The following is a 24,771-nucleotide window of genomic DNA, read 5'->3' as shown; positions in this document are numbered from 1 at the left end:
TAGAGACCCGCTACTGAATAACAGCACCTTGCTCAACCCATGTTCCAATTAATGAACGCTCTTCATCTGTCATTTGCGTCAAGTTCCCCAAAGGCATTACCTTCGTTTGAACCGACTGTGCCATTATACGAGGAACATTCGTTTTAATTTCTTCCGCAGTATCCAATATCACGCCACCAGGTGCGACAGCGAATGCAGCGTGTGTCGGTGTTGCTGAGTGACATACAGAACAGCGCTCCTGAATGACTTTGTTAATTGCAGCAAACGGTACACCACCAGTGTGGCTTTCTTCAGCTATTTCTAGTACTTCTCCAGCCGCATCTGTCGTTGTGCTCGCTTCAACTTTTGCAGTTGGTGCACTTGATGTAGGGCTTGGCATATTCGCATATGGCGAAGTTACAAACGCCAGACAAATCATACCTAAAGCAGCAACAGGGATCGTCCAAGCATATTTTTGGCTACCGTGACGAGTGTTGAAGTAGTGACGTACCAAGATACTGAAGATAGCTAGGCCCGCTAGAATCGCCCAGTTGTATTCCGAGCCGTAAGTACTTGGAAAGTGGTTACTGATCATAATGAACAGTACTGGCAGCGTTAAATAGTTATTGTGACGCGAGCGTAACAAGCCTTTTGCTGGTAACGTTGGATCAGGTTCGCGCTTTTCTTCAATCGCTTTCACTAGGTTGCGCTGTGCTGGCATGATGATACGGAATACGTTACCAACCATGATAGTACCGATGATCGCACCAACGTGAATGTATGCACCACGGCCACTGAATACTTGCGTTAAGCCGTAAGTCGTTGCAACAAGAGCAACAAACAGAACGAAACCTAACAGCATTGGCTTTTTGCCTAGTGGTGAATCACACAAGAAGTCGTAAACGAACCAACCTGCAACAAGAGCACCAATACCAATCGCAACTGCCGTAGTTGAATCTAAACCAGAGCCAGGGGCAATCAAGTAGATTTCAGCGTTAAGATAATACACAACACCTAATAGACACACACCCGTGATCCATGTGAAATACGCTTCCCACTTAAACCAATGTAAGTGTTCTGGCATTTCAGGTGGTGCCAATTTGTATTTCTCAAGGTGATAGATACCACCACCATGAATTGCCCATAAATCGCCAGACAATCCAGTTTTAGGGTTTACTCGGTTCAGGTTGTTTTCCAACCAAACGAAGTAGAACGATGCGCCAATCCACGCAACACCAACAATCATGTGAGCCCAGCGAATTGCTAAGTTCAGCCATTCCGTAATATGCGGATCCATAATAAAACTCCTGTATCGTCAACTACGCGTTTGCGAGTTGTGCGTTATCCTTCATGCTCTCTGTTGATGCTTGCTCAGTACCTAATGTTAGGTTTTGCAAATCATCTAGAGACAAACTCACTAAATCAGTTTCAAAATGCACTTCATCGCAGTTATGGCCCTCACCACCACGATCGACAATCAAGAACTTATCTTGATCTGTCAGTGCTAATACAGGGTGATGCCATACACCTTTGTGGTAATTCACACCCTGCTTACCGTTGCTATAAAAAGCTCGGCATTGATTAAGTTGTGGTTCGTCCCCTTTCGGAGCAACTACAATTAGATACGGTTGACTTAGCAAAGGAACAAAAGCTTGTGAACCAAGTGGATGCCTTTCAAGCATTTTAATGGTTAACGGGTACTCAAGTGGMGTCGCCTGAAAAATGCTGATGATGGCGTTACCGCCCTGCTCTTCAACATCGGCTTGTGCCAGTTTATGGTAACGTCTTGTAGAACCATTATTGATCATGAAGTAGTCACTGTTTTCGACTTCTATCACATCACCAAACTCGGCAAATGCCTGTTTAGTTAAAGGTTCTATCGTTAGCTTTTGAATTCCATTGCTCATGTTGCTTCCTTAAGTCTTCCGATATTTGTGGCTTAATTAATCAATCGCTATTTCGCTCTAAAGGCTCATTACGTGAGGAATACTGTTAAACATTCCATCCAACTAATTAAGTAATAATAAAATGAGAACTTATCCGTGCAGTTTACTGCTTTACGCTTCCTGCAATACGGTTAAGACTAAATCCGAGATAGTTGTCTTCTTATGACTTACATATCCCAGAGACGAAACATCGCGATCTTATTGATCTCTTGAATCGCCGTAGCAAACTCAGTTTCACTATCATTTCCTAATCGCATCTCGAAGGACTCAAGAATTTGGTAACGATTGGCTCCCTTTACTGCCATGATAAAAGGGAAGTTGAAGCGACTTTTGTAGCTGTTGTTGTAAGAAGTAAATTTGGCGAACTCGTCTGCGCTGCATTGGTCGATGCCTGCGCCCGCCTGCTCTTTTGTTGAAGATTCCGTTAACTCTCCGTCTACTGCTGCTTTACCTGCTAAATCAGGGTGAGCGTTGATCAATGCCAATTGCTTTACTTGATCTGCGCTGATCAAGGTTGATGCCATTTTTAGGTGAAGATTTTCAATATGATCGTCTTCGGCATTCAAACCTTGATCAAAAACTGCTTCTGCGACCCACGGGCTATGTTCGTAAACATCCGCAAAGTGAGCGACAAAGGTTTCGCGATCCATTTTTGTTGGTTGGCATGATCTAAATTCAGTCACGTTAAGCCTCCTTGCTGCTAGTATTTTGATTATTTTGGTTTTACTTAAAATTGTTATCTATTTCTGATCGTTGTTAGCTTGGTACGGATGATGCTCATGCCAGTGCTTCGCGATATCGATACGACGGCACAACCAAACACTTTCATGTTGTTGAACGTAATCAAGGAAACGTCTTAGTGCCGCAATACGCCCCGGACGACCAATCAAACGGCAGTGCAAACCTACCGACATCATTTTCGGTGCTGTTTCACCTTCTAAATACAAAGTATCGAACGTATCTTTTAGGTACTGGAAAAATTGCTCGCCAGAGTTAAAACCTTGCACTGTTGAAAAACGCATATCGTTGGTGTCCAACGTGTATGGGATCACCAATTGAGGTTGACCTGTTTCTGTATGCCAATACGGAAGATCGTCATCATAAGCGTCTGAGTCATACATAAAGCCACCTTCTTCAGCGACAAGGCGACGCGTATTTGGACCGGTTCGACCGGTATACCAACCTAACGGACGTTGACCTGTGATCTCTTGAATGATCTCAATGGCTTTGGTCATATGATCGCGTTCTTGCGACTCATCCATATATTGGTAGTCGATCCAACGATAACCGTGACTACATATTTCGTGCCCAGCTTCGACCATAGCTTTAGCCACATCTGGGTGGCGCTCAATAGCCATTGCAACTGCAAACACAGTTAGCGGGATTTCGTATTCATCAAATAATCGAAGTATGCGCCAAACACCAGCTCGGCTACCGTATTCGTAAATAGATTCCATACTGATATGACGCTCACCCTTTATAGGTTGCGCAGATGGGATCTCAGAAAGAAAAGCTTCAGACTCGTCATCACCATGTAACAGACRACGCTCTCCCCCTTCTTCGTAATTCAATACGAAAGAGACAGCGACACGTGCATTACCTGGCCATTTAGGGTTTGGCGGATTGGCTCCATACCCGACTAAGTTTCTTGAATAATCCATATTCATCCAAGTACTCCTAACAAAAAGGTTTTGGCTCCACTGCTTCTGCATTTCAATGCATCAACTAAGCCCCTGTACCATTTATTGTATACAATTATTTATCTCAATGTAAAGATTTTGTTAGTTAAGTTAAAAATTATCGACCTAAAGCTTAAGTAACAATGACTTAGGCACTTCATACATGGATGCATAAGTAGCAGTTAACGGCACACTTATATAAAAAATGTGACTTTAAGGTTAACATTTCTATAACAAAGGGCTTTACTAATTGTATACATTGCGTACATAGTTGTATTAACACAAAGCACAACACCCAACTTTGTGTACAGAATAAAACTAGGAAATATGAGGGGCGTGAGAACGCTAAGAAGGAATTATGGGCAGATTAACAACACACGTTTTGGATACAATGCATGGTTTACCAGGCGCTGAAATCAAAGTAGAACTCTTTAAAGTCGATGGGGAATCCGTAGAGAAGCTAGCAACGGTACTCACCAACTCTGATGGCCGTACAGACGCTCCAATATTAGCTGGAAACGATTTCCGTCCTGGCAAATATCAATTGGTTTTTCATGTGGCGGAGTATTACCAAAGCAAAGGTGTCACGCTCGATGACGTACCATTTTTAGATGACGTTGTAATCCGTTTCGGTTTAAACGACCAAGACGCGCATTACCACGTACCGCTACTCGTTTCGCCTTATAGTTTCTCAACTTACCGAGGCAGTTAACGAACATACTTTTGCATTCCTTCTCTTAGGGTTTACACCACAAGGTATAACCCCTTTAGGAATGCTTTGCCTGAAATATGGCTATTAAGAATATGAATATTTAGAAATTATTAACTTAGTCTTCTAAACATTCAGACACTTAACATTGAAATCAAGTTGTATTCAATAACGAAAAACAACAAAAAGGACTTGCTGACATGAGTGAGAGTAAAACAGAAATACTCAACCAAGACGCTAATGAAGGGCTTTTAGAAAAGCTTTTTAAGATCAAAGCACACGGAAGTAGCATCAAAGATGAATTGATTGGTGGTGTAACTACGTTCGCAACCATGGCATACATTATCTTCGTCAACCCACAAATTATGGCCGCATCCGGTATGGATGCTGGCGCTGTGTTTGTCGCAACCTGTATTGGTGCTGCAATCGGTTGTTTGTTAATGGGTCTTTTCGCTAACTGGCCGGTTGGTCTGGCGCCGGGAATGGGACTGAATGCCTTCTTCTCATTCACTGTAGTAAGTGAAATGGGTTATAGCTGGGAAGTGGCACTCGGTGCTGTATTCATCTCCGGTATATTGTTCGTCGGAATGAGCTTCTACAAAGTCCGTCAGTGGATAATTGAAAGTATCCCTGTGAGTCTTCGATATGCAATGACAGCTGGTGTTGGTTTGTTCTTAGGCTTAATTGGTCTTAAAACAGCAGGTATCGTTGTAGAAAACCCAGCAACATTGGTTTCTCTAGGTGACTTTACTAAACCTGAGGCACTTCTGGCTGCTATCGCTTTCCTTATCATCGCGGTATTGAGTGAGCGTAAGATCTTTGGTGCTGTACTGATCGGTATTCTTAGCGTAACACTCATCGGTATGATGCTTGGCCTTGTTCATTACAACGGTTTCTTTGCCGCTCCACCAAGTATTGCTCCTACCTTCCTGAAAATGGATATTATGGGTGCACTTGATGTTTCAATGATCAGCGTTATCTTGGCGTTCCTTTTCGTAAACATGTTCGATACTGCTGGTACTTTGATGGGCGTTGCCGAACGCGCAAACCTAACAAACCCAGAAACAGGTAAAATTGAAGGCCTAAGTAAAGCACTGAAAGCCGACAGTATTTCAAGTGTCGCTGGTGCATGTGTGGGTTGTCCACCAGTAACCAGTTACGTTGAAAGTGCTGCGGGTGTTGCAGCAGGTGCGCGTACTGGCCTATCAGCTATCGTTGTAGGTGCGTTGTTCTTAGCRGCAATCTTCCTATCTCCACTTGCAGGCATGATCCCAGCTTACGCGACATCTGGCGCACTTATTTACGTAGCTTTCGTAATGATGAGCAGCATGCAGCACGTCGATTGGAAAGACTTCACTAATGGTGCTCCTGCCGCTATCACAGCGTTAATGATGCCACTGACTTTCTCTATCGCGAACGGTATCGCTCTTGGCTTTATCACTTACACAGTACTTAAAGTCGCGACAGGTAAAACTAAAGACGTCTCTATTTCAATGTACTTACTAGCGGTTATTTTCGTAGCGAAATTGGTGTTCATCGGTTAATCACATAACCAAACACCCGCTTAAAACGCGTTAAATAACAACAAAGAACACATTAAAAATGTAAGACAGGTTGGCTCAGTGATGAGCCAACCACCCCACTCAAATTGACACCAATATTAAGCAATATTCAAAACCTAAGCTGTAACCAAAAACCGAAGCTAAAACCTTAAGCAGTACCCAAAGATTTAAGAAAGCTAATTGTATTAAGACACAGGAGACTGGATTTCCTAGGCTTAGTGCACCTTTTTTATGACCCTACGCAGTTTGTAGAAGTCATTATTTGACCGTCATTCGCTTGTACATGGAACGCAGGCAGAGGAATATCAAATGAAACTTCTTTACACCTTAAATGAAAGACCACCACATGGATTAACTTTCCTACTCGCTCTACAACATATGCTTGCCTCTATCGGCGGTATTGTTGCTGTACCTCTTATTGTGGGAGCCTCTATTGGTCTACCCAATGCTGAAATTGTTTCACTTATCAATGCAGCCCTTCTCGCCTCTGGTATCGTCACTGTTGCTCAGTGTCTAGGTTTTGGCCCTGTGGGTATTAAGTTGCCCGTTGTAATGGGTTCCAGCTTTGCCTTTCTAGGTGTCGCTATTTCTATCGGCAAAGACGGCGGAGTGAGCGCCATTATGGGTTCTGCCCTAATTGGTTCATTCGTTGTCATTGCAGCCAGCTTCTACATGGATAAAGTTAGGAAGCTTTTTCCAACGGTAGTAAGCGGCGTGGTTGTCACCTTAATCGGTTTAACCATACTTCCCGTGGCAATGAACTGGGTCGGAGACTCTCCAGCCGTTAGTGAAGAGTTTGCTACATTGCCAAAACTGTTTCTAGCCCTTGTATCACTTGGTATTGTGGTTGGAGTATCCGTTTACTGTAAAGGCGCGGTTGCAGCTTCTGCTATCGTAATTGGCCTAGCTGGGGGTTACCTTGTTGCCCTTTCACTGGGTATGGTAAATCTAGAGCAAATCAGTTCAGCAGCATGGGTAGGTGGACCTGAGCCTTTCAAATATGGTTTCACGTTCTCTATCAGTGCAATCATTAGCATGAGCTTGGTGTATATCGTGGTAATTGCGGAAGCAACTGGCGACTTCATGGCGCTAGGTAATAACTGCCAAACAAAAGTCAGTGGTAAAGACCTAAAACGAGGCCTGTTAGGTGATGGTTTAGGTAGTACGCTGTCTTCCATTTTAACCGCAATGCCTTTAGCGTCGTTTAGCCAAAACGTCGGTATTGTTGGCATTACAGGTGTGGCTAGCCGATACGTAGTAGCTGCTACAGGTGGTTTGCTTATCCTTGGTGGTCTATTCCCTAAACTAGCCGCTATTGCCGTTACAATCCCTAAACCCGTTCTTGGTGGCGTAGGTTTTGTTATGTTTGGCATGATTGCTTACGCAGGTATCCGAATGCTTATCACAGCAGCCGATACTAAACGAAATGCGTTGGTAATTTGTGTGGGTTTAGCGTCTGGATTAGCCGTGACTTTTGAACCACGACTGCTACAGCACTTACCTCATGACTTAGCTAACTTCCTTCACTCTGGAATTACAACCGGTACTATCATGACGGTATTACTCAACCTTGTATTACCAAAATCTACAAAGGCTGAAGAAAAAGAAGCGCTAGCGGAAAGCCAAGCACAAGTTGAACTAGAAATGAAAGAACAGGCTGAAGAAGAAGTTCTGGCACAGCAGCAAACAAGTAAAGAAATCTCTGAGGCGAAGGCGAACTAACCTTCCCAATAGTAGGTACGATGAATGACGTTGGCAGGCTGTTCTGAATTTAATCAACAACCTGTCAGGTTCTTATCAATATTAATCAATCAAAACTAATAAAGACCCTCTTCCCTGAGAAGGCTGAGATGGCTAAGGACTACCATGAATGGAAACAATTTGGATTAAGAATCCTCTCGCAATTTACACCGGCACTAATGCAGACGCAGCTGGCGGGATTGTGATTAAAGGTAATACTATCGTTGAACTTGTTGGTAAACACAAAGAACCAACTGCTCCTGTAGATTATAGCGTCGACGCCTCTCGTCACGTTGTGACTCCGGGTTTGATCAACGCCCACCACCACTTCTATCAAACTCTAACTCGTGCCTACCCTGGCGCGCTGAATAAAGAGCTTTTCCACTGGCTACAAAGCCTCTATCCGGTTTGGGCAAATTTAGACTCTGAAATGATGAGCCTGGCGACTGAACTCGCACTGGTTGAGTTGATGATGTCTGGCTGTACAACGGCTTCCGATCACCATTACTTGCTACCGAATGGGTTAGAGCATGCTATTGACTTGCAAGTCGAGGCTGCTGAAAAGCTAGGAGTTAGAGCTATTTTTACCCGAGGCTCGATGAGCTTAGGGGAAGATGAGGGTGGACTACCGYCAAGACACACTATTCAAACAGAACAAGCGATCATTGATGATAGCGAACGTTTAATTCGTGATTATCATCAGAGAGACGATGGCGCGATGATTCAAATTGCACTTGCCCCTTGCTCACCGTTCTCGGTAACGACCGATCTCATGAAAGAAACGGCTAAGATCAGTGAACGCGAAAATGTCATGATGCATACCCATTTATGCGAAACGTTAGACGAGGAAGATTTCTGTATCGAGAAGTTTGGCCTTCGCCCCGTCGATTACTTAGAAGATGTGGGTTGGTTGAACGACCGAACCTGGCTCGCACATGGTATTCACTTTAACCCAGAAGAAATTAAGCGTTTAGGTAAAGCTGGTATCGGGATTAGCCATTGCCCGACTTCAAACATGATGCTTGCATCTGGTATTTGTAAAAACAACGATCTTGAAGCAGCTGGCGTAAAAGTGGGGCTAGGTGTCGATGGTTCAGCCTCTAACGATGGGTCGAACATGATTGCTGAAGTCCGTATGGCTATGTATKTACAAAGGCTGCAATACGGTTCGGCTAACGTATCTCACTTCGATGCACTGCGCTGGGCAACCTCAGGGTCTGCTCGTGCTATGGGCAGAACCGATATAGGAACGCTAGCAGTAGGTAAACAGGCCGATCTTGCTATGTTTAAGCTTGATGATATCCGCTTCTCTGGTAGTCATGACCCACTCGCAGCACTGTTACTATGCGGAGCACAGCAAGCAGACAAAGTCATGGTAGCTGGCAAATGGAGAGTAAATGATGGCGCCGTTATCGGTGTGGATATGGAACAACTCATGCACCGCCACCACGCCGCAGCTATGAAGCTCGGTAAGTTGGCAATGAATAACTAAATATTGACTCCCATCAACTCGACTACCCTCATTAAGGCCTGCATCAGCAGGCCTTTTCTATTTTCACAAAAAATTGAACCACAGATGTTTACACTGAAAATTTCAACTTCACTCGAAATTTAAGTCAAATTGTTAACAGAACGGAAATAAATGTGACTTTGGTCACTAAAAATTCAAAACTTGAAATATTTTGCATTACTGAACAATTGATATACGATTCCGCGCCCAGAAAGTGACCGCCCTTTTATTGCAGGTAAATATGAAGCAGTTTTTTAGCCAATTAACCTTGAGATCAAAAATAATCACGTCAGTGCTTATTTCCATCATTGTTGTATCAACCGCCCTTACATGGTTTGCCTCAGACAAACTTTGGCAGCAAACCCGTGAAGGCATTTACAGCCGAACGCTAGGCGCTAGTGAAATCGCAACTTCAGCGATCAGCAATTGGTTAACGGGTTACAAAGACAACCTCGTAGCCGCAAGCCATATCAATGATTTATCACAACTTTCTGATCAAGTTGCGCAAGCGAAAAGAAGCAGTAACTTCTTAGATGCTTACTACGCACTTCCTGACGGTAGTCTCTTTATTAGCGGGCGTAACGGTAAGCTAGCAAACTACGATGCACGTTCGAAAGAATGGTATCAATCAGCCCTAAATACGCGCAAAGTGACTGTCTCTAAGCCATATACTGGCACAGAGAATGGTACTTTAATGGTCACGATTTCTGCTCCAGTTACCTTACAAGGGCAAGTTGTTGCTGTGATCGGCGCAGATATTTCTTTAGCGACTCTTCAAGCAACCATCAATAGCTATCCTATTGGTGATAACGCATTTGCGATGTTGATTGATGATAAAGGGGCGATTCTAGCGCACCCTAACTCTTCACTGAATTTACAGTCATTTATCAGTATCACGCCTGATCTGTCTATGTACGATGTGAATACTGCAATTAGCTCTCAAAGCATTGAAATTGTTACTCGAAACAAGAAAGAAAAATTGGTCTACTTTGCAAATATTCCAAATTCAGATTGGATTTTTGCTATTGAAATGGACCGAGAAACAGAAGAAAAACTTCACTCAACGCTTCTAACTCAATTAATTTCGATTGGTTCAATACTAACGGTTGTTCTCGTCATTCTTATCGCTTACTTCATCAATTACTTGCTAAGAAATTTCTATCAAGTTTCAGCAGCTTTAGAAGAAATAGCTTCAGGCCACGGCGACTTGACTGGTTCTATCGAAGTCAGTTCAAAAGACGATATTGGAAAGCTAGCGAACAACTTTAATATCTTCGTCAAAAACATGCATGGCATGATGAGTAACATTCACTCCTTGGCAACCAAGCTTAAAGAGCAAGCTGATGAAACAGCCTGCCACGCTAAATCACGAAGTGAAAAAATCAGCCAACAACAGGCTGAAGTGACTATGGTAGCGACTGCAGTAACAGAAATGTCGAGCGCGACTCACGAAATTGCACAGAATGCTGAGAACACAGCCAAAGAAGGTGACAGCGCAGTTGCTATCTCGCTTAAAGGTGCAGAAGAAGTAAAATTGAGCCAGCAATCAATTTTGACTTTAGCCAGCAACGTACAGCAGTCCACTGATGTGATCAAAGAGCTAGAAACTCACGCTGAAAATATCAGTAGCATTTTGTCTGCTATCCAAGGCATTGCCGAGCAAACTAACTTATTGGCATTAAATGCAGCCATTGAAGCGGCCCGTGCAGGTGAACAAGGACGAGGTTTTGCTGTAGTTGCTGACGAAGTAAGAGTTCTTAGCCAGCGTACGCACAACTCAACCGACGAAATCCACAAAATGATTGAAGCGCTACAAGCCGCGACAAAAATCGCAGTGTCGAACATGAATCAGAGCCAGCTGGGTGCACAACAGTCTGTAGAAGATGCAGAAACTGCATCACGTAGCTTGGGTTCAATCATGGACTCAGTGAAGAACATTAATGACATGTCAATTCAGATAGCAGCCGCAGCCGAAGAGCAGTCTCTCGTGACTGCTGAAATCACTCGTAATACACATGCAGTGAATGATGTATCTGTTGAATTAGCGGCAGAGGCAGAAGGAGCATCACAGCAAGCGAAGCTTCTTTCTGATTATTCAGAGCAGCTACACAATGAAATTTCTCGCTTTAAGCTTTAATGTTCGCTTTGACTATCAATTTACGCGTTTAACAACCGTAAATTAGTCAGCCACACATAGCGATAATACTATGCATTTAGGGGCTTTATTAAGCCTCTAAATGCTACCTACTCCATCAGTTCTCACCCACCGTCAATCACTCCACCACTACGTTCGCCCCAAGTAAATCAAATAACACTTCAGTTCAGATAACAACTCGTTCAAATAGAGCCTCAATAAAGGAAGCGAACACAAACACGCCGAACGGATAGATGCCAGCAGGTAAACTTATTACCAACTCGCTTTAGCGATCTCTTATAAATAAATATTCAATAAACTTTGGCACAGCTCAAATTTTAAACGCATGTTTACCATCCATTATTAATATAGTTTTCAACATTTTTAGTTAAAAGTCGAAAGTCACATCTATTAATGGTTTTATCAATTGAAAATCAATTGCATAGAATAAAAACCACCCATCCCTTTACTTTTCTACTCTGTATAAAAATAACCAAATACTAATTTAAACATTACTAAATTTAATAGATCAACAAACAACCAATCCACTCATAAATATGTGATCAGGTTAAAGCTTTATTTTATAAAGTTACTATAAATTGACCAAATCCAATAACTATCAAAATACATATTAAAAAGGAAAACTTTTAACTAACAATAACCACACAAATAATATTAATAAAAGCTATTCAAAGAATCCTCATAATTATTAACTATGCCAGTTTACTGGTAGGGGATCTTTTTAACTAAAAAAGCTTAAAATAAAAATATAGAAAGGCTAACCAATGAAAAAAATCAAACAGGCACTTACTTTATCTGCTATATTCCTAAGCTTGACTTCAGTTTCTGCAGTCGCTGTTGAATCCCCTTTAGGTATCAATGATTCTTCTTCTACCCAACAACAAATATCACCCGTTACCTATCAAACCATCATGGGTGAAAATGGTGCATTTATTGACTTAGAAACCGATGATTTTATCTTAAATCAGAAAGAGTGGTTTCAAATCCAAGCCTATGTAGAGGGCGCTTTGGCTTTACCGACCACTGAAGCCAGCATGAAATCTACACTAAGTATTCCCAACGATATTCCCTTTTCTAACTTCCAAGCTTTAGTTGAGCAATACTCTAAGATTCACGACAATGCCTTTTACTGGAAGAAAGATCTGTACCCTAGCATCGTAAATTTGTCGCTAAGTTTGGCCAACTACACACAGATCAAAGATTACATGATTCAGCCACTTAGCAATGCGTTAAATGAGATGCTGAGTAAAGCTTTCTCTCCATTGCCTGACGATATTGCAGCCGTTGAACGCAATCGAAAACTAGCAATTGCTTACCTTAAAAGCCTACAAAACTTTTCAACCCGCTATCAAAATGAAGTTTCAATCGTTGGCGATAATCTACTAGAGTTCTCCGCAAAACTGGATACACAAAAAATTCAGCTTGATGTATTAGAAGGCACTCATAACGGATATTTAAGCGATGACGGCAGTGCCCTTCAGCAACAAGTGAATGACATTAATGCCCGTATCAAACAGCTAAATGATGACTATAATCACTACGTTACGGTTGCCGCTACGGCCGTAACCTACGCTTGGTTCCCTATGGTTGCGGTACCGATTATGGGCGTTTATGGAGATAAAGCAGAGAAAGCGCGTAAGCTTCGTAATGAACTACAAAACGAAGTCAAAGATCTTCAGAGCCAGCTTACATACACACAAAAGATCTATAACTCTTACCATCGTTCTTCAGAAAGCATCGACGTTATTTCTACTAAAATTGAAAATTCCATTCCACATATTAATAACCTTAAATTAAATTGGCAGAAGATGAATGCTGATTTCACTTCGTTAATTGCGGCACTAGATGAAGCAGAAACAAATACCGAGATCTTAAAAGATGACGCGTTACTAGGTGCTGCGGGTGCACTTGCTAATACCGCCATTGCAGAGATGAATTGGAATGATATCAGCGAAAAAGCAAAAGCATTTGCTAATAACGCGTATATCCAAGAAATGGAATAACTTTTCTTAACTCCAAATATATCTAATTAGTACCTCCTAAAACCCTCACCTTAGTTCAAAACTAAGGTGGTGGTTTCGGCTACCCAAAATTTAGCGTTTCCTTAATTAACATTACAATTAAGGGGCTATAACAAGGAACTTTATATGAGATTACTTCCAGTCATTATTTCACTCTCATTATCTCCATACGCTTATTCCAGTGATTGGCTAGAACTAAACAACTTGCCTAACAATATTGAATATCCAAGTTGGCAAACTGATGCGTATAACGACGTGGGTGTGGTTTCTCGCGCCACATCTGACTTACACATTAACCTTAACGATTGGATTGCAAAGCAAAACCTTTACGTCACTAAACCAACCAAAGTGGTCATCTTTGCCGATACGATCGAGGTATCTGAAAACTTTAACCTAGTGGTCAACAACCAGAATATTCTTATCTTTGCTCGGAAAATTGTCGGGGCAGGGACACCAACCTTCGTGCTTGGCCAACAAGGCTCTGCTGCATCTGTCACCGTGATTGCCGATGAAATAGAAAGCCCAATTAACGTATTGGCCTTCCAATCTGATGGTTCTGTTTCTAGAGAGTCTTTAACCGGCGGTGACACAAATGGCACTTCCGTCGTATTAGCCGGCGAGCGTTATCGAAAATCAGATATCAATGGCAATATCGCAGGCCAAATGAAGTTAGCAAGCGAGCCATTTTCGGACATATTGAACCGTAGTTTTGATATGGCTGCTAGCCTCTTTGATACTCAGCCAGAAGTCAGCCTTCAGCTCATTGACTGGATTGAAAAGAACATGCGCTTTGCTGGATCAATGGTCGAAGAAGATGCTTTACTGTCTGATCTGTACCTACAAACAGTCGCATTTAAACAGTTCATTAAATTCAATACCACAGAAAACCACTATGTCCCTTATCTCGATAAGTCACTGTATCAAGGCAAATATGCCGCTTATCTTGATGCGATGGTCGCGTATCAAAGCCAATGGGATATCGTTACCGATAGAAACACTGTCATTACAGACAAGGTCGAGTCCGCTAAGTTAGCACTTGCCAACATTGTAGACGTACTCAATGCTCAGCAATCTATCATCAAGCAAACAGAAGGGAACATAGACAAAATTGGCGATAGCCTGACTGAAATTGATAGTCAGTATAAAGCTCAAGAATTGGTGACACTCAGTGCAAGAACCACTTATTTGGTTGGTGTCGAAAACTGGAAAACTCAGCAGCAACTTAATGCGGCGCTTGCAATATTCAAAGCCATCGCTGAAATCGGTAGCGCTGTCAGTGGCGTATTCACCGGGAACCTATCCGGGGTTAATGACTTAACCGACCAATTAGCCAAAACACCTGAAGCATTAGAAAAAGCCAAAAACTTAGTGACCAATATTAAGTCAGTCACTGGCGTCATCGACAGCGTAACAAAGACCATTGCGGGCATCGCTCAATTAACTGCCGATGTAAAATCGACCATCAAGCAACAGAAAGTCTCAGAAGCAATGGACGGATTTAACTTTAACATTCCTACCATCAATGAAAGTAATTTAGCATGGGATCTAATGCTGACCGAGGTTCGTAGTAACCTAAGGTATGCCGACAGCTTAGGCATCAAAGGCGCACGCAATTATTTGTTGGAATTGGAAAAACAGATTCTACTTGGGAAAAGTATTAACACCACTCAACTCAACTTTGCACAAGAACAAGCCAAACTGGTTGATATGCTACTCACTAACAACGTCACCAAAAACCAGCAAACGCGTCTAAACGGTGCCATTGACGGCTACCACTCAGATTCTGAAGATTTTTCGGAGATCGAGCGCGAGCTGTCTCGAATTCTAATGCACTTCAAACGCCCAATGTATGTGGCACTTTCCAATTACGTTCAAGCGTATGAATACTGGTCGCTAAAATCGAGTGAGCTAACGCCGTCACTCGACAAAAGTTACCTCGATTATAAGTTTGATTTAGCTTCTATCGAAAATGAATACGTCAATGCGTTATCTTCTTTCCACCCTGCCCCACAAGACTTCACTATAGATAACTATGTTATTTCTGGTGAAGAGCAACTTGTGAGTTTGCTAGAAACTGGCCAATTCAACTTTGCAATTCCTTTAGAGCAGGCACAGTTTTGCTCCTTTGACCGAGTCAGACTATCCACGATTCGGGTCTACCTCGAAGGGGAGAACTTGCCTTACGGTAAGCAGCTCAACATGCGAATATCGAGTGCTGGCAACTATCAAGATAGATACGCAGGTGAAACGTTCCAGTTCAGCTCTAATCCGTTATCTCGCGCATTTTACTACCGCTTAGACGACCCAACGACCAACGATGTCAGCATCATTACTGATGGAGCACTCGCCAATAAGTTCGAGTACGCGTACTTCCAACCGACACCGTTCAGTGCTTGGAATATCACGCTAAATAATTTTGATAACGACAATTCGATAAACAACCAGTATCTACAAGATATTGAGCAAATTCGAGTAGAATTCTTAGGGAGCGGGATACCTAATGGACGCAGCTGCGGATACTAGTTAACTAGCTGGTACGTATATTAAAAAGGCCAGTAAGAGGTTTACTCTATACTGGCCTTTCTTATGTTTAATCAACAAGATATTAGCTCTTCACGCCACAACCTTTAATAACAAGCTGTGTAATAAAACGTGCTGCTTCTTCGTAATCTTGCTCGTCCAAATTCTCTTTCTTCATCACACTACAAATCTGCCAACCAAAATCGGCGTATGTTTGTGTTGCCGCCCAAATTGTAAACATCAAATGATGAGCAGGAACGTCATCCATTAGCCCTTGCGCAGACCAGGTAGCGAACTTATCAATGATCATTTGAGATTGTTTATGCAGTTCATCTCCAATCTCTTTTGGAAGAACTTTAGCGCCTGACATCACTTCATTGGCAAACACTTTCGACGCATAAGGGTGATCACGAGATATCATGAGTTTGGTTTGAATATATTGAGATAAAGCTTCAACTGGATTATCGAGCTCTTCTATAGGAAGAGAAGCCTCTAGTAATGGTTGGGTCACCGTTTCTAGAACCGCGTTATACAGTTTATCTTTTGAACTGAAATAATAAAATACATTAGGTTTGGGAATATCGGCGGCTTTCGCTATATCCACCATTTTCGTCGCAGCATAACCATGAGTCGCAAACTGTTCACAAGCAACTTCAATGATCAAATCCTGATTCTTTTGTCTGATCCTAGACATACTTCGTCCTTTACCACTTATTCCATAAGCCATAGTAATCAACGTGCTTCATTAGTCCAGCATATATGACAGGCAATGTGCGTAACTGCCTGCTTGGTTACAATTATGTTAAAAAACACGCTGATAGCAAAAAAAATGGCTGCCTGCACGAGAATACACAGACAGCCATTACCGAACTTAATACGCCACCTACTCATGAGGTGACGACGATAAACGTTACATAATTAATATGGCTCGAAGGTCGTTTACGTTAGTTAACGTAGGTCCAGTCGTTAGCAACACGCCTGTCTTCTTAAAGAAGTCATAGCTATTGTTATCATCAAGGTAATCTATCGCTTTTAGCGACTGTCGATTTCCTTCTAACCACGTTTCAGGCGTGATCCATGCACCAGCATTGTCTTCAACCCCATCGATACCATCGGTATCTGCCGCCAGTGCGTATATTTTTTCATGACCTTTAAGCTCGTTATATAAACTTAATAGGAATTCGCAGTTACGACCTCCACGGCCACTGCCTTTCACTGTAACTGTTGTTTCACCACCAGACAGTAGTACACACGGCGTTTCAAACGGTTGTGCTTTATCGGCAATCTGTTTAGCTAATGCAGCATGAACTTTTGCTACATCGCGGGCTTCACCTTCAATACAATCACTCAGAATGTAAGCTGGAATACCTAGGCCTTCTGACTCGGCAGCAGCCGACTCTAACGCTGATTGTGGCGTTGCTATAATGTGGTGCGAGCTGTTTTTCCAGCATTCATCTTCCGGCTTCACGGTTTCAGACAACGGATTGTTTAACCAGTTAAATGCCGAAGTCGGAATTTCGATTTCGTATCGCTCTAAAATCGCTAAAGCGTCAAAGCGAGTAGTGCTATCAGGAACGGTTGGGCCAGAAGCAATAACGCTAATTTCATCGCCAGGAACATCAGAAATAGCCAGTGACAAAATGTTAGCTGGGTATGCGGCTTTCGCCAAACGGCCACCTTTGATAGCCGATAGATGCTTACGAACGCAGTTCATTTCATCAATGGCTGCGCCAGATTTAAGTAGCGCTTTGTTGATCGCTTGCTTCTCTTGCAAAGTAATGTCACCGCCAGGTAGGCTCAATAACGCAGAGCCTCCACCCGACAGTAAACAAATAACCGTATCATCTGCACCTAAGCCAGTGACCAAGTCTAGAATTCGTTGTCCCACTTCTAAACCCATTGCGTCTGGCACTGGATGAGCGGCTTCAATCACTTCGATAAACTCACAAGGTGCAGTATGCTCATAACGCGTTACGACGAGGCCTTCTAAATCACCGACCGCGAGATCCGCACCTTTATTCTTCTGCCAGACCGCTTCAAGTTCTGCTGCCATTGACGCTGCTGCTTTCCCTGCTCCAATAACAACAGTACGGCCACCTTGGTTAGCCGAACGGTAATAAATGTCTTTTGGTAGAAACGGTTCGATGTGGTTTTTAGGCAATGCTTCATTGACTGCGCTAGAGAAAAGGGTGTGCAAAAATTGTTTAGCATCAAGGTCCATCAGCTACTCCTTAGTTGACAGAAAGATTAAAAAAAGAGTCCCAATACAAGGCTTTAGAGTGCCTGCTAAGATAAGTTGGAAAGGGTCAACTTCAACTCCTAGCCTTGTACTGGGAACGCGTATAAAAGGAGACGAAACTACGCGATTTTATAAACAAACTTTATGAAACTTTCGACCGGTCAAACGCAGAGGTATCGTTTGATGATTGATCGTTTGTAGCTTGGCCAATGGTTTTGTCTATCCCCAAACAAAACTATCGGGTGTTGCAATTCTTTGACTTTCTCCACCTCCATCAGCCCTAGCGAAAGTGAAGAAAGCGTCAATCAATATTAACGAATTGAGTGATCAGAACGTTTTTCAATAGCTTGGATTAGCGCTGAGTGATCCCAGCCTTCGCCGCCCATAGCCGCACATTCTTCAAATAGTTCCTGTGCATTAGCCGTGTTAGGTAGTGCTACGCCAAGTTCTTGTGCGCCAGTCAGTGCTAGATTTAGATCTTTCTGGTGTAGAGAGATACGGAAACCAGGGTCGAATGTGCCTTCAACCATACGCTCACCATGCACTTCAAGAATTTTCGAATTAGCAAAACCACCAAGTAGCGCCTGACGAACACGTGCTGGATCAGCACCTGCCTTCGAAGCAAAAACAAGAGCTTCAGATACCGCTTCAATGTTAAGAGCAACAATGATTTGGTTCGCTACTTTACAAGTTTGACCTGCACCGTTTTCGCCAACAAGCGTGATGTTTTTACCCATAATGTCGAACAATGGGCGTGCTTTATCGAACGCTTCTTGCTCGCCACCAACCATGATAGTTAGTGTTGCGTTAACTGCGCCAACTTCACCACCAGATACAGGAGCATCTAGGTATGAAGCGCCACCTTCATTTACGCGTGCAGCAATGGCTTTGGTTGCGATAGGAGAGATTGAACTCATATCAATAACCAATTTACCTGCAGCGCCACCAGCGATTAGGCCTTGTTCAACACCATTTTCACCAAATAGCACATCTTCAACCTGTGGTGTGTTAGGCACCATAAGGATGATGACATCTGCTTGTTCTGTTGCTTGAGCTGGCGATGAACATACTGTTGCGCCTGCAGCCACTAGATCTTCAGGTGCTGGGTTGAAGTGATCTGAAAAGATCAGCTGGTGCCCTGCTTTTTGAAGATTCTCAGCCATTGGCTTGCCCATGATGCCAGTACCAATAAATGCAATTTTAGACATTGTGTTCTCCTTAACTTACTGAGTGATTGCCAGTCGCATTTAGCGGTACTGGTTAAGCCAACCTAGGCCTTCTAACGTTGTTGTTTCTGGTTTGTATTCACAGCCTACCCAACCTTGGTAACCAATGTCGTCGAGGTGTTTTAATACAAACGGATAATTAATTTCGCCAGTTCCTGGTTCATGACGACCTGGGTTATCTGCGAGTTGAACGTGGGCGATTTGTTTAATGTTGTTTTGCATAGTTAGAGCGAGGTCGCCTTCCATAATTTGCATGTGGTAAATGTCATATTGAATAGACAAATTGTCACTGCCGACTTCTTTAATCACCGCTTTCGCTTGCTCAGTAGTGTTTAAGAAGAAGCCTGGAATATCGCGTGTATTGATCGCTTCAATAACCAAGTGAATTCCTTCTGCAGCAAGTGCGTTTGCCGCGTAATGAAGGTTGATGACAAATGTTGCTTGAGCATCTTGCTGAGTAACACCTTCTGGTGTTATACCCGCTAAACAGTTCACTTGCGTACAACCTAATGCTTTTGCGTATGSAATGGCCTTCGGAACACCCGCTTGAAACTCTTCGACACGAGAAGGGTCAACCGCGATACCGCGGTCACCAGCATCCCAATCACCGGCTGGTAGGTTAAACAACACTTGTTCTAGGTTGTTCGCGACCAGTTTTTCTTTAATTGCTTGTGCATCAAATGCATAAGGGAAAAGGTATTCAACACCTTGGAAGCCAGCTTCTGCTGCGGCTTCAAATCGATCCATAAAATCGATTTCTGTGAATAACATTGACAAGTTTGCTGCAAATTTTGCCATTACTCTGTCCTTACTTTTTAACCTTCTTTTCCAAACAACCCGCTACGTTTCGCTTTCTTAATCCGCGCTATAGCAAGTCCAAACTTTTTCCAATAGTGGCTCATATCACGCGAACCACTGTTGGATTTTGACTCTTTACTTTTCACTTGTTTGGTTGAGCCCCCACGAGGCTCAACCGAAACAAAGCTACTTGTGCGCAAGCGCTGTCGGGGCATCGGCGCGACTTTCGGCAAGCGGTTCAAATTCGTTGATGGCATTAATTTCCACCCCCATAGCAATGTTCGTAACTCGTTCAAGAATCAGTTCTACTACTACAGGAACTTGGTGCTTGTTCATCAACTCTTTCGCTTGTTCAAAAGCTGCGGCAATTTGGTCCGGTTCACGAACACGGATTGCTTTACAACCAAGACCTTCAACAACCGCTACGTGGTCAACACCGTAACCTTCAAGCTCTGGCGCGTTCTGGTTATCAAACGCAAGCTGTACACAGTAATCAATGTCGAACTGACGTTGAGCCTGACGGATCAAACCAAGGTACGAGTTGTTCACAAGAACGTGGATGTAAGGCAGGTTAAATTGCGCACCTACAGCCAGTTCTTCGATCATAAATTGGAAATCGTAATCACCAGAGATAGCAACAATGTCACGCTTTGGATCAGCAGCTCTTACACCTAATGCGGCAGGTGTTGTCCAACCAAGAGGACCAGCTTGGCCACAGTTGATCCAATGACGAGGTTTGTAAACGTGTAGGAATTGAGCTGCGGCAATTTGCGACAAGCCAATCGTACTTACGTAACAAGTATCGCGACCAAACGCTTTGTTCATTTCTTCATAAACACGCATTGGTTTCATAGGTGCTTCTTCGAAGTTGGTTTTACGCAGCATCGTCGCTTTACGCTCCTGACACTCACTAACCCACTTGCTACGGTCAGGAAGTTTGCCAGCGGCACGCCACTCTTTCGCAACTTCAATCATTAGCTCAAGTGCAGATTTTGCATCAGAAACAATGCCTAGATCTGGACAGAACACACGACCAATTTGTGTTGGTTCAATATCAACGTGAACGAACTTACGACCTTCGGTATAAACATCAACAGAGCCTGTGTGACGGTTTGCCCAGCGGTTACCCACACCGAATACGAAATCCGAACTCAGCATAGTTTCGTTACCGTAACGGTGAGAAGTTTGTAGACCCACCATACCAGCCATCAGCTCATGGTCATCTGGGATTGTGCCCCAACCCATTAGCGTAGGAATAACAGGAACACCTGTGATTTCCGCAAATTGTTGCAATAAGTCAGACGCACCAGCATTGATAACACCACCACCAGAAACTATCAGTGGGTTAGCCGATTCCGCCATCATCGCCATCGCTTTCTCTACTTGCTCACGAGTTGCTTGTGGCTTGTACGGTTCTAGCGGTTGGTATGTATCAATATCAAATTCGATTTCAGCTAGCTGAACGTCGATAGGTAGGTCAATCAGTATTGGACCCGGGCGACCAGAACGCATTAAGTGAAATGCTTTTTGGAATGCGCGTGGCACTTGAGCGGGTTCCAGTACAGTGGTCGCCCACTTAGTCACTGGTTTAGCAATGCTTTCAATATCTACCGCTTGGAAATCTTCTTTATGAATACGAGCACGCGGTGCTTGACCTGTAATACAAAGAATTGGAATCGAGTCTGCTGACGCAGAATAAAGACCAGTGATCATATCTGTACCAGCTGGGCCAGATGTACCAATACAAACGCCAATATTATCTTGGTTAGTACGGGTATAACCCTCTGCCATATGGGAAGCACCTTCAACGTGACGTGCTAATACATGGTCGATACCACCAAGCTTTTTCATTGCCGCATACATAGGGTTGATTGCTGCGCCAGGTACACCAAATGCGATGTCCACTCCTTCACGCTTAAGCACTTCAACTGCTGCTTCAATTGCTTTCATTCTTGCCATTCGAACCTCCAGTTCCGATTGTATACAATTTAATTCGCTTTTGTGTACTATGAATCATCCTCAGTATTTCGCAACCCCTAAATGAAACATTTTATTTACAAAAGAGCCTTTATTAAGTGGTCACTAACCCCTAAAAGCTTAGTTTTCATTACTTTATATAAAATATCTTTACGTAAAAATAAATTTGAGAAAAACAAAATGATAAATAAATGTTAAATACTCTTTGATTGTTTACAGCTTTTGCCATATAAGTATTTTAAAAATAATGTTTTGTACACAAAATCGAATGATATTGTTTAAAGGAGACAGGCAATGATTTTGAATGACGTAAAGGAAAGAGAAGAGTCACTTTGTATTCAGGTGCTCGGTAACATGGACAAGCCCGAGTACAAAAAGATTCTGTCCAAAGACGCACTAACCTTCTTAGAGGCCATTGTTAACAAGTTCGGAGATCGCCGTAACGCTCTGCTAAGTGAACGCGATTCGAAGCAAGTTCAGTTCGACAATGGATTACTGCCGAACTTCCGCGAAGATACATTGGCAATTCGCCAAGACAAAAGCTGGAAAGTGGCAACACCACCGCCAGAGCTATTAGATAGACGTGTAGAAATTACCGGCCCTATCGAACGTAAAATGGTGATCAACGCATTGAATTCAGGCGCTAAAGTATTTATGTGCTGCTTTGAAGATGCGTCTTCGCCGACATGGGCGAATATGGTCGATGGTCAAATTAACCTACGTGACGCAAACGCGGGCACGATTAGCTATTTTGATGAAAAGAAAGGTAAGCAATACTCACTGAGTGAGAACCCATCTCTTTTGATCGCTCGACCACGCGGCCTGCACCTGCCTGAGCAATCGATTCAATTTAATGGACAACCTATTGCGGGTTGTTTAATGGATTTTGCCTTGTACTTCTTCCACAACTATCAAACGCGAGCAGAGAAAGGGCTGGGCGTTTATTACTACATTCCGAAATTGGAAAGTATGGAAGAAGCACAGTGGTGGAACGACGTATTCACTTTCGCTGAAGACTATTTTAAAGCGGCACGCGGCACTATTCGTGCAACCGTTCTCATTGAAACTTTGCCAGCTGTTTTCCAAATGGAAGAAATGCTGTATGCAATGCGTGACCATATTGTGGCAATGAACTGTGGCCGTTGGGACTACATCTTCAGCTACATTAAAACGCTGAAAAATCATAAAGACCGCATCCTACCTGACCGTCACGGTATTGGGATGGATCAGGACTTCCTTAATGCTTACAGCCAACTGTTAGTCCGCACTTGTCATGCTCGTGGCGCATTAGCTATGGGTGGCATGTCAGCGTTCATTCCAGCAAAAGATCCTGCTGAAATGGAACGAGTAACAGCCAAGGTAATTGAAGATAAACACCGCGAATCACAAAACGGACACGACGGTACTTGGGTTGCACACCCTGCTTTAGTTGACCTAGCAATGTCTGTTTTTGATAAGCACCTTGATGGCAAAGTGAATCAGCTGGATTACCAAAGTCCAACGCACACGATTAACGCTGATCTACTGCTTAAGCCGTGTGAAGGCACACGTGATGAAGCGGGTGTACGTAAAAATATTCGTATTGCGCTTTATTACATTGAGGCGTGGATTCAAGGCTACGGCTGTGTCCCAATTTATGGGTTGATGGAAGATGCTGCTACGGCAGAGATCTCACGTGCCAACATTTGGCAATGGATCCATCACGGCGTGAGCTTAGATGACGGCCAAGAATTCACCTCTGAATTATTCCACTCTTGGTTATACCAAGAACTCGACACTATTAAACTTGAAGTCGGTGACACTCGATACGCAGCTGGACGATTCAAAGAAACAGCCGATCTGTTCTATGAATTATCTACCGCGAAAGAGTTTGCTGCCTTCCTAACTTTACCAAGCTACGGGCTATTACAAGAATCAAGTTAGACTCGATTCAGAAAGATGCCCCTTGAAAAACTAGGAGATAACATGGGAAGTTTGACTCTACAACAAGCGTTAACCATCATTGATGGAACCTTTAAAGCAGGGAACGAGATCCGCACWGAACCTTTGACGGTTGCCGTCTTAGACAGCGGTGGTAAGCTCATATCTTTGCAACGTCAAGACGGCTCTAGCATGATGCGACCAGACATTGCGATAGCCAAAGCTTGGGGAGCACTCGCACTCGGCTGTTCCTCAAGAAAACTGGCGCAAGATGCGGATACCCGCCCAGCGTTTATCTCCGCTGTTAATGTTCTCGCTAACGGTAATATGGTTCCCGTTCCTGGTGGCTTATTGATCCGTGACGAACATAAAACAGTACTAGGGGCAATTGGAGTCAGTGGCGATGTTTCTGACATTGATGAGAGCTGTGCTATCAACGGGATTGGCAGTGCCAAACTCTTCAGCGATGAAATGATGCAAGCTTAACTCAACGAAAAGTAACAACACTCTACGAATAGGAAAAAACCGAAGTCAGTGACTTCGGTTTTTTATTGATAGCAAATTCAATTCGTTACGATTATAACCCTAACGAACAAGAGCCATTAGGCTTGACCGCTTCGCCTCTTTGTTCCATTTATTAAACAGCCAATAATCAACACTAACCGTCCCAGCGCCAAGCACCGCTAATGCGAGATACCCTCCTGCGACTGAAACATTTTTATAGAAGTGAATCATTTGACCTGATGAACTCGGATCAAAGTGAAACATGGCACCCGAAACAAAAGAGAAA

At 43.2% G+C, this 24,771-nt stretch carries 18 protein-coding genes and 1 pseudogene; 9 read left to right on the top strand and 10 right to left on the bottom strand.

Annotation, left to right across the window (positions count from 1 at the left end):
* Positions 1 to 10 precede the first annotated feature (10 nt).
* The 4 genes from L4C33_RS05505 to puuE all read right to left on the bottom strand — a co-directional run bounded on the left by L4C33_RS05505 (position 11) and on the right by puuE (position 3,592).
* Positions 11 to 1,276, bottom strand: coding sequence for a urate hydroxylase PuuD (locus L4C33_RS05505; protein WP_428811439.1), 1,266 nt, complete (start codon positions 1,274 to 1,276; stop codon positions 11 to 13).
* Positions 1,277 to 1,298: 22 nt separating this feature from the next.
* The gene (locus tag L4C33_RS05500) at positions 1,299 to 1,886 is read right to left on the bottom strand and encodes an ureidoglycolate lyase (RefSeq protein WP_428811438.1); all 588 of its coding nucleotides are present in this window, start codon (positions 1,884 to 1,886) and stop codon (positions 1,299 to 1,301) included.
* Positions 1,887 to 2,092: 206 nt separating this feature from the next.
* Positions 2,093 to 2,608 (bottom strand): 2-oxo-4-hydroxy-4-carboxy-5-ureidoimidazoline decarboxylase, encoded by a 516-nt coding sequence (gene uraD / locus L4C33_RS05495; RefSeq protein ID WP_428811437.1) that lies wholly within the window; start codon positions 2,606 to 2,608, stop codon positions 2,093 to 2,095.
* 57 nt (positions 2,609 to 2,665) lie between these two features.
* On the bottom strand, positions 2,666 to 3,592 hold the full coding sequence (gene puuE, locus L4C33_RS05490) for an allantoinase PuuE (protein WP_428811436.1): 927 nt from the start codon (positions 3,590 to 3,592) through the stop codon (positions 2,666 to 2,668).
* 370 nt (positions 3,593 to 3,962) lie between these two features.
* Between puuE and uraH the strand changes: the two genes are divergently transcribed.
* From uraH to L4C33_RS05455, 7 genes are all read left to right on the top strand, one after another.
* A complete protein-coding gene (gene uraH, locus L4C33_RS05485; protein WP_428811435.1) occupies positions 3,963 to 4,316 on the top strand; it encodes a hydroxyisourate hydrolase in 354 nt (117 codons plus the stop codon).
* 197 nt (positions 4,317 to 4,513) lie between these two features.
* The gene (locus L4C33_RS05480) at positions 4,514 to 5,857 is read left to right on the top strand and encodes an NCS2 family permease (RefSeq protein WP_428811434.1); all 1,344 of its coding nucleotides are present in this window, start codon (positions 4,514 to 4,516) and stop codon (positions 5,855 to 5,857) included.
* 327 nt (positions 5,858 to 6,184) lie between these two features.
* Positions 6,185 to 7,597, top strand: a complete 1,413-nt coding sequence (locus tag L4C33_RS05475; RefSeq protein ID WP_428811433.1) for a nucleobase:cation symporter-2 family protein — start codon at positions 6,185 to 6,187, stop codon at positions 7,595 to 7,597.
* A 148-nt stretch (positions 7,598 to 7,745) separates the two neighbouring features.
* Complete coding sequence (locus tag L4C33_RS05470) at positions 7,746 to 9,107, top strand: 8-oxoguanine deaminase (protein WP_428811432.1); 1,362 nt, start codon at positions 7,746 to 7,748, stop codon at positions 9,105 to 9,107.
* Positions 9,108 to 9,366: 259 nt separating this feature from the next.
* Positions 9,367 to 11,262, top strand: a complete 1,896-nt coding sequence (locus L4C33_RS05465; RefSeq protein ID WP_428811431.1) for a methyl-accepting chemotaxis protein — start codon at positions 9,367 to 9,369, stop codon at positions 11,260 to 11,262.
* Positions 11,263 to 12,044: 782 nt separating this feature from the next.
* Positions 12,045 to 13,283: an alpha-xenorhabdolysin family binary toxin subunit A gene (locus L4C33_RS05460; RefSeq protein WP_428811430.1), complete on the top strand. Its 1,239-nt coding sequence runs from the start codon at positions 12,045 to 12,047 to the stop codon at positions 13,281 to 13,283.
* 144 nt (positions 13,284 to 13,427) lie between these two features.
* A complete protein-coding gene (locus L4C33_RS05455; protein WP_428811429.1) occupies positions 13,428 to 15,824 on the top strand; it encodes a hypothetical protein in 2,397 nt (798 codons plus the stop codon).
* 82 nt (positions 15,825 to 15,906) lie between these two features.
* Here L4C33_RS05455 and L4C33_RS05450 read toward each other — a convergent pair whose 3' ends face one another.
* The 5 genes from L4C33_RS05450 to gcl form a co-directional block, all read right to left on the bottom strand.
* On the bottom strand, positions 15,907 to 16,515 hold the full coding sequence (locus L4C33_RS05450; protein WP_428811428.1) for a TetR/AcrR family transcriptional regulator: 609 nt from the start codon (positions 16,513 to 16,515) through the stop codon (positions 15,907 to 15,909).
* A 216-nt stretch (positions 16,516 to 16,731) separates the two neighbouring features.
* Positions 16,732 to 18,042: a glycerate kinase type-2 family protein gene (locus L4C33_RS05445; protein ID WP_428811427.1), complete on the bottom strand. Its 1,311-nt coding sequence runs from the start codon at positions 18,040 to 18,042 to the stop codon at positions 16,732 to 16,734.
* 329 nt (positions 18,043 to 18,371) lie between these two features.
* Entirely contained in the window at positions 18,372 to 19,268 is an 897-nt protein-coding gene (locus tag L4C33_RS05440; RefSeq protein WP_428811426.1) for a 2-hydroxy-3-oxopropionate reductase, read from the bottom strand.
* A gap of 39 nt (positions 19,269 to 19,307) precedes the next feature.
* Complete coding sequence (hyi, locus tag L4C33_RS05435) at positions 19,308 to 20,084, bottom strand: hydroxypyruvate isomerase (protein WP_428811425.1); 777 nt, start codon at positions 20,082 to 20,084, stop codon at positions 19,308 to 19,310.
* Positions 20,085 to 20,270: 186 nt separating this feature from the next.
* Positions 20,271 to 22,043, bottom strand: a complete 1,773-nt coding sequence (gcl, locus tag L4C33_RS05430) for a glyoxylate carboligase (RefSeq protein ID WP_428811424.1) — start codon at positions 22,041 to 22,043, stop codon at positions 20,271 to 20,273.
* 315 nt (positions 22,044 to 22,358) lie between these two features.
* Between gcl and aceB the strand changes: the two genes are divergently transcribed.
* Together aceB and L4C33_RS05420 are read left to right on the top strand one after the other, a co-directional pair.
* On the top strand, positions 22,359 to 23,984 hold the full coding sequence (gene aceB, locus L4C33_RS05425; RefSeq protein ID WP_428811447.1) for a malate synthase A: 1,626 nt from the start codon (positions 22,359 to 22,361) through the stop codon (positions 23,982 to 23,984).
* 42 nt (positions 23,985 to 24,026) lie between these two features.
* Positions 24,027 to 24,467 carry a GlcG/HbpS family heme-binding protein gene (locus L4C33_RS05420; protein WP_428811423.1) on the top strand — a complete coding sequence of 147 codons (441 nt, stop codon included), beginning with the start codon at positions 24,027 to 24,029 and terminating at the stop codon, positions 24,465 to 24,467.
* Positions 24,468 to 24,566: 99 nt separating this feature from the next.
* Here L4C33_RS05420 and L4C33_RS05415 read toward each other — a convergent pair.
* A pseudogene (locus L4C33_RS05415) lies at positions 24,567 to 24,771 on the bottom strand (DoxX family protein); the annotation flags it as partial.

Source organism: Vibrio makurazakiensis (genome assembly GCF_050337375.1).
GTDB classification, from domain to species: Bacteria; Pseudomonadota; Gammaproteobacteria; order Enterobacterales; family Vibrionaceae; genus Vibrio; species Vibrio makurazakiensis.
Note: the sequence above shows the minus strand (reverse complement) of the source record. Positions and strands in the feature narration are given on the sequence as shown.

What these genes read in the sequence shown, in the direction of transcription:
- L4C33_RS05475 (WP_428811433.1), top strand. Translation starts at nt 6,185, where the DNA reads ATGAAACTTCTTTACACCTTAAATGAAAGACCACCACATGGATTAACT.
- L4C33_RS05440 (WP_428811426.1), bottom strand. Translation starts at nt 19,268, where the DNA reads ATGTCTAAAATTGCATTTATTGGTACTGGCATCATGGGCAAGCCAATG.
- L4C33_RS05455 (WP_428811429.1), top strand. Translation starts at nt 13,428, where the DNA reads ATGAGATTACTTCCAGTCATTATTTCACTCTCATTATCTCCATACGCT.
- L4C33_RS05445 (WP_428811427.1), bottom strand. Translation starts at nt 18,042, where the DNA reads ATGGACCTTGATGCTAAACAATTTTTGCACACCCTTTTCTCTAGCGCA.
- L4C33_RS05505 (WP_428811439.1), bottom strand. Translation starts at nt 1,276, where the DNA reads ATGGATCCGCATATTACGGAATGGCTGAACTTAGCAATTCGCTGGGCT.
- L4C33_RS05465 (WP_428811431.1), top strand. Translation starts at nt 9,367, where the DNA reads ATGAAGCAGTTTTTTAGCCAATTAACCTTGAGATCAAAAATAATCACG.
- L4C33_RS05460 (WP_428811430.1), top strand. Translation starts at nt 12,045, where the DNA reads ATGAAAAAAATCAAACAGGCACTTACTTTATCTGCTATATTCCTAAGC.
- uraH (WP_428811435.1), top strand. Translation starts at nt 3,963, where the DNA reads ATGGGCAGATTAACAACACACGTTTTGGATACAATGCATGGTTTACCA.
- L4C33_RS05450 (WP_428811428.1), bottom strand. Translation starts at nt 16,515, where the DNA reads ATGTCTAGGATCAGACAAAAGAATCAGGATTTGATCATTGAAGTTGCT.
- gcl (WP_428811424.1), bottom strand. Translation starts at nt 22,043, where the DNA reads ATGGCAAGAATGAAAGCAATTGAAGCAGCAGTTGAAGTGCTTAAGCGT.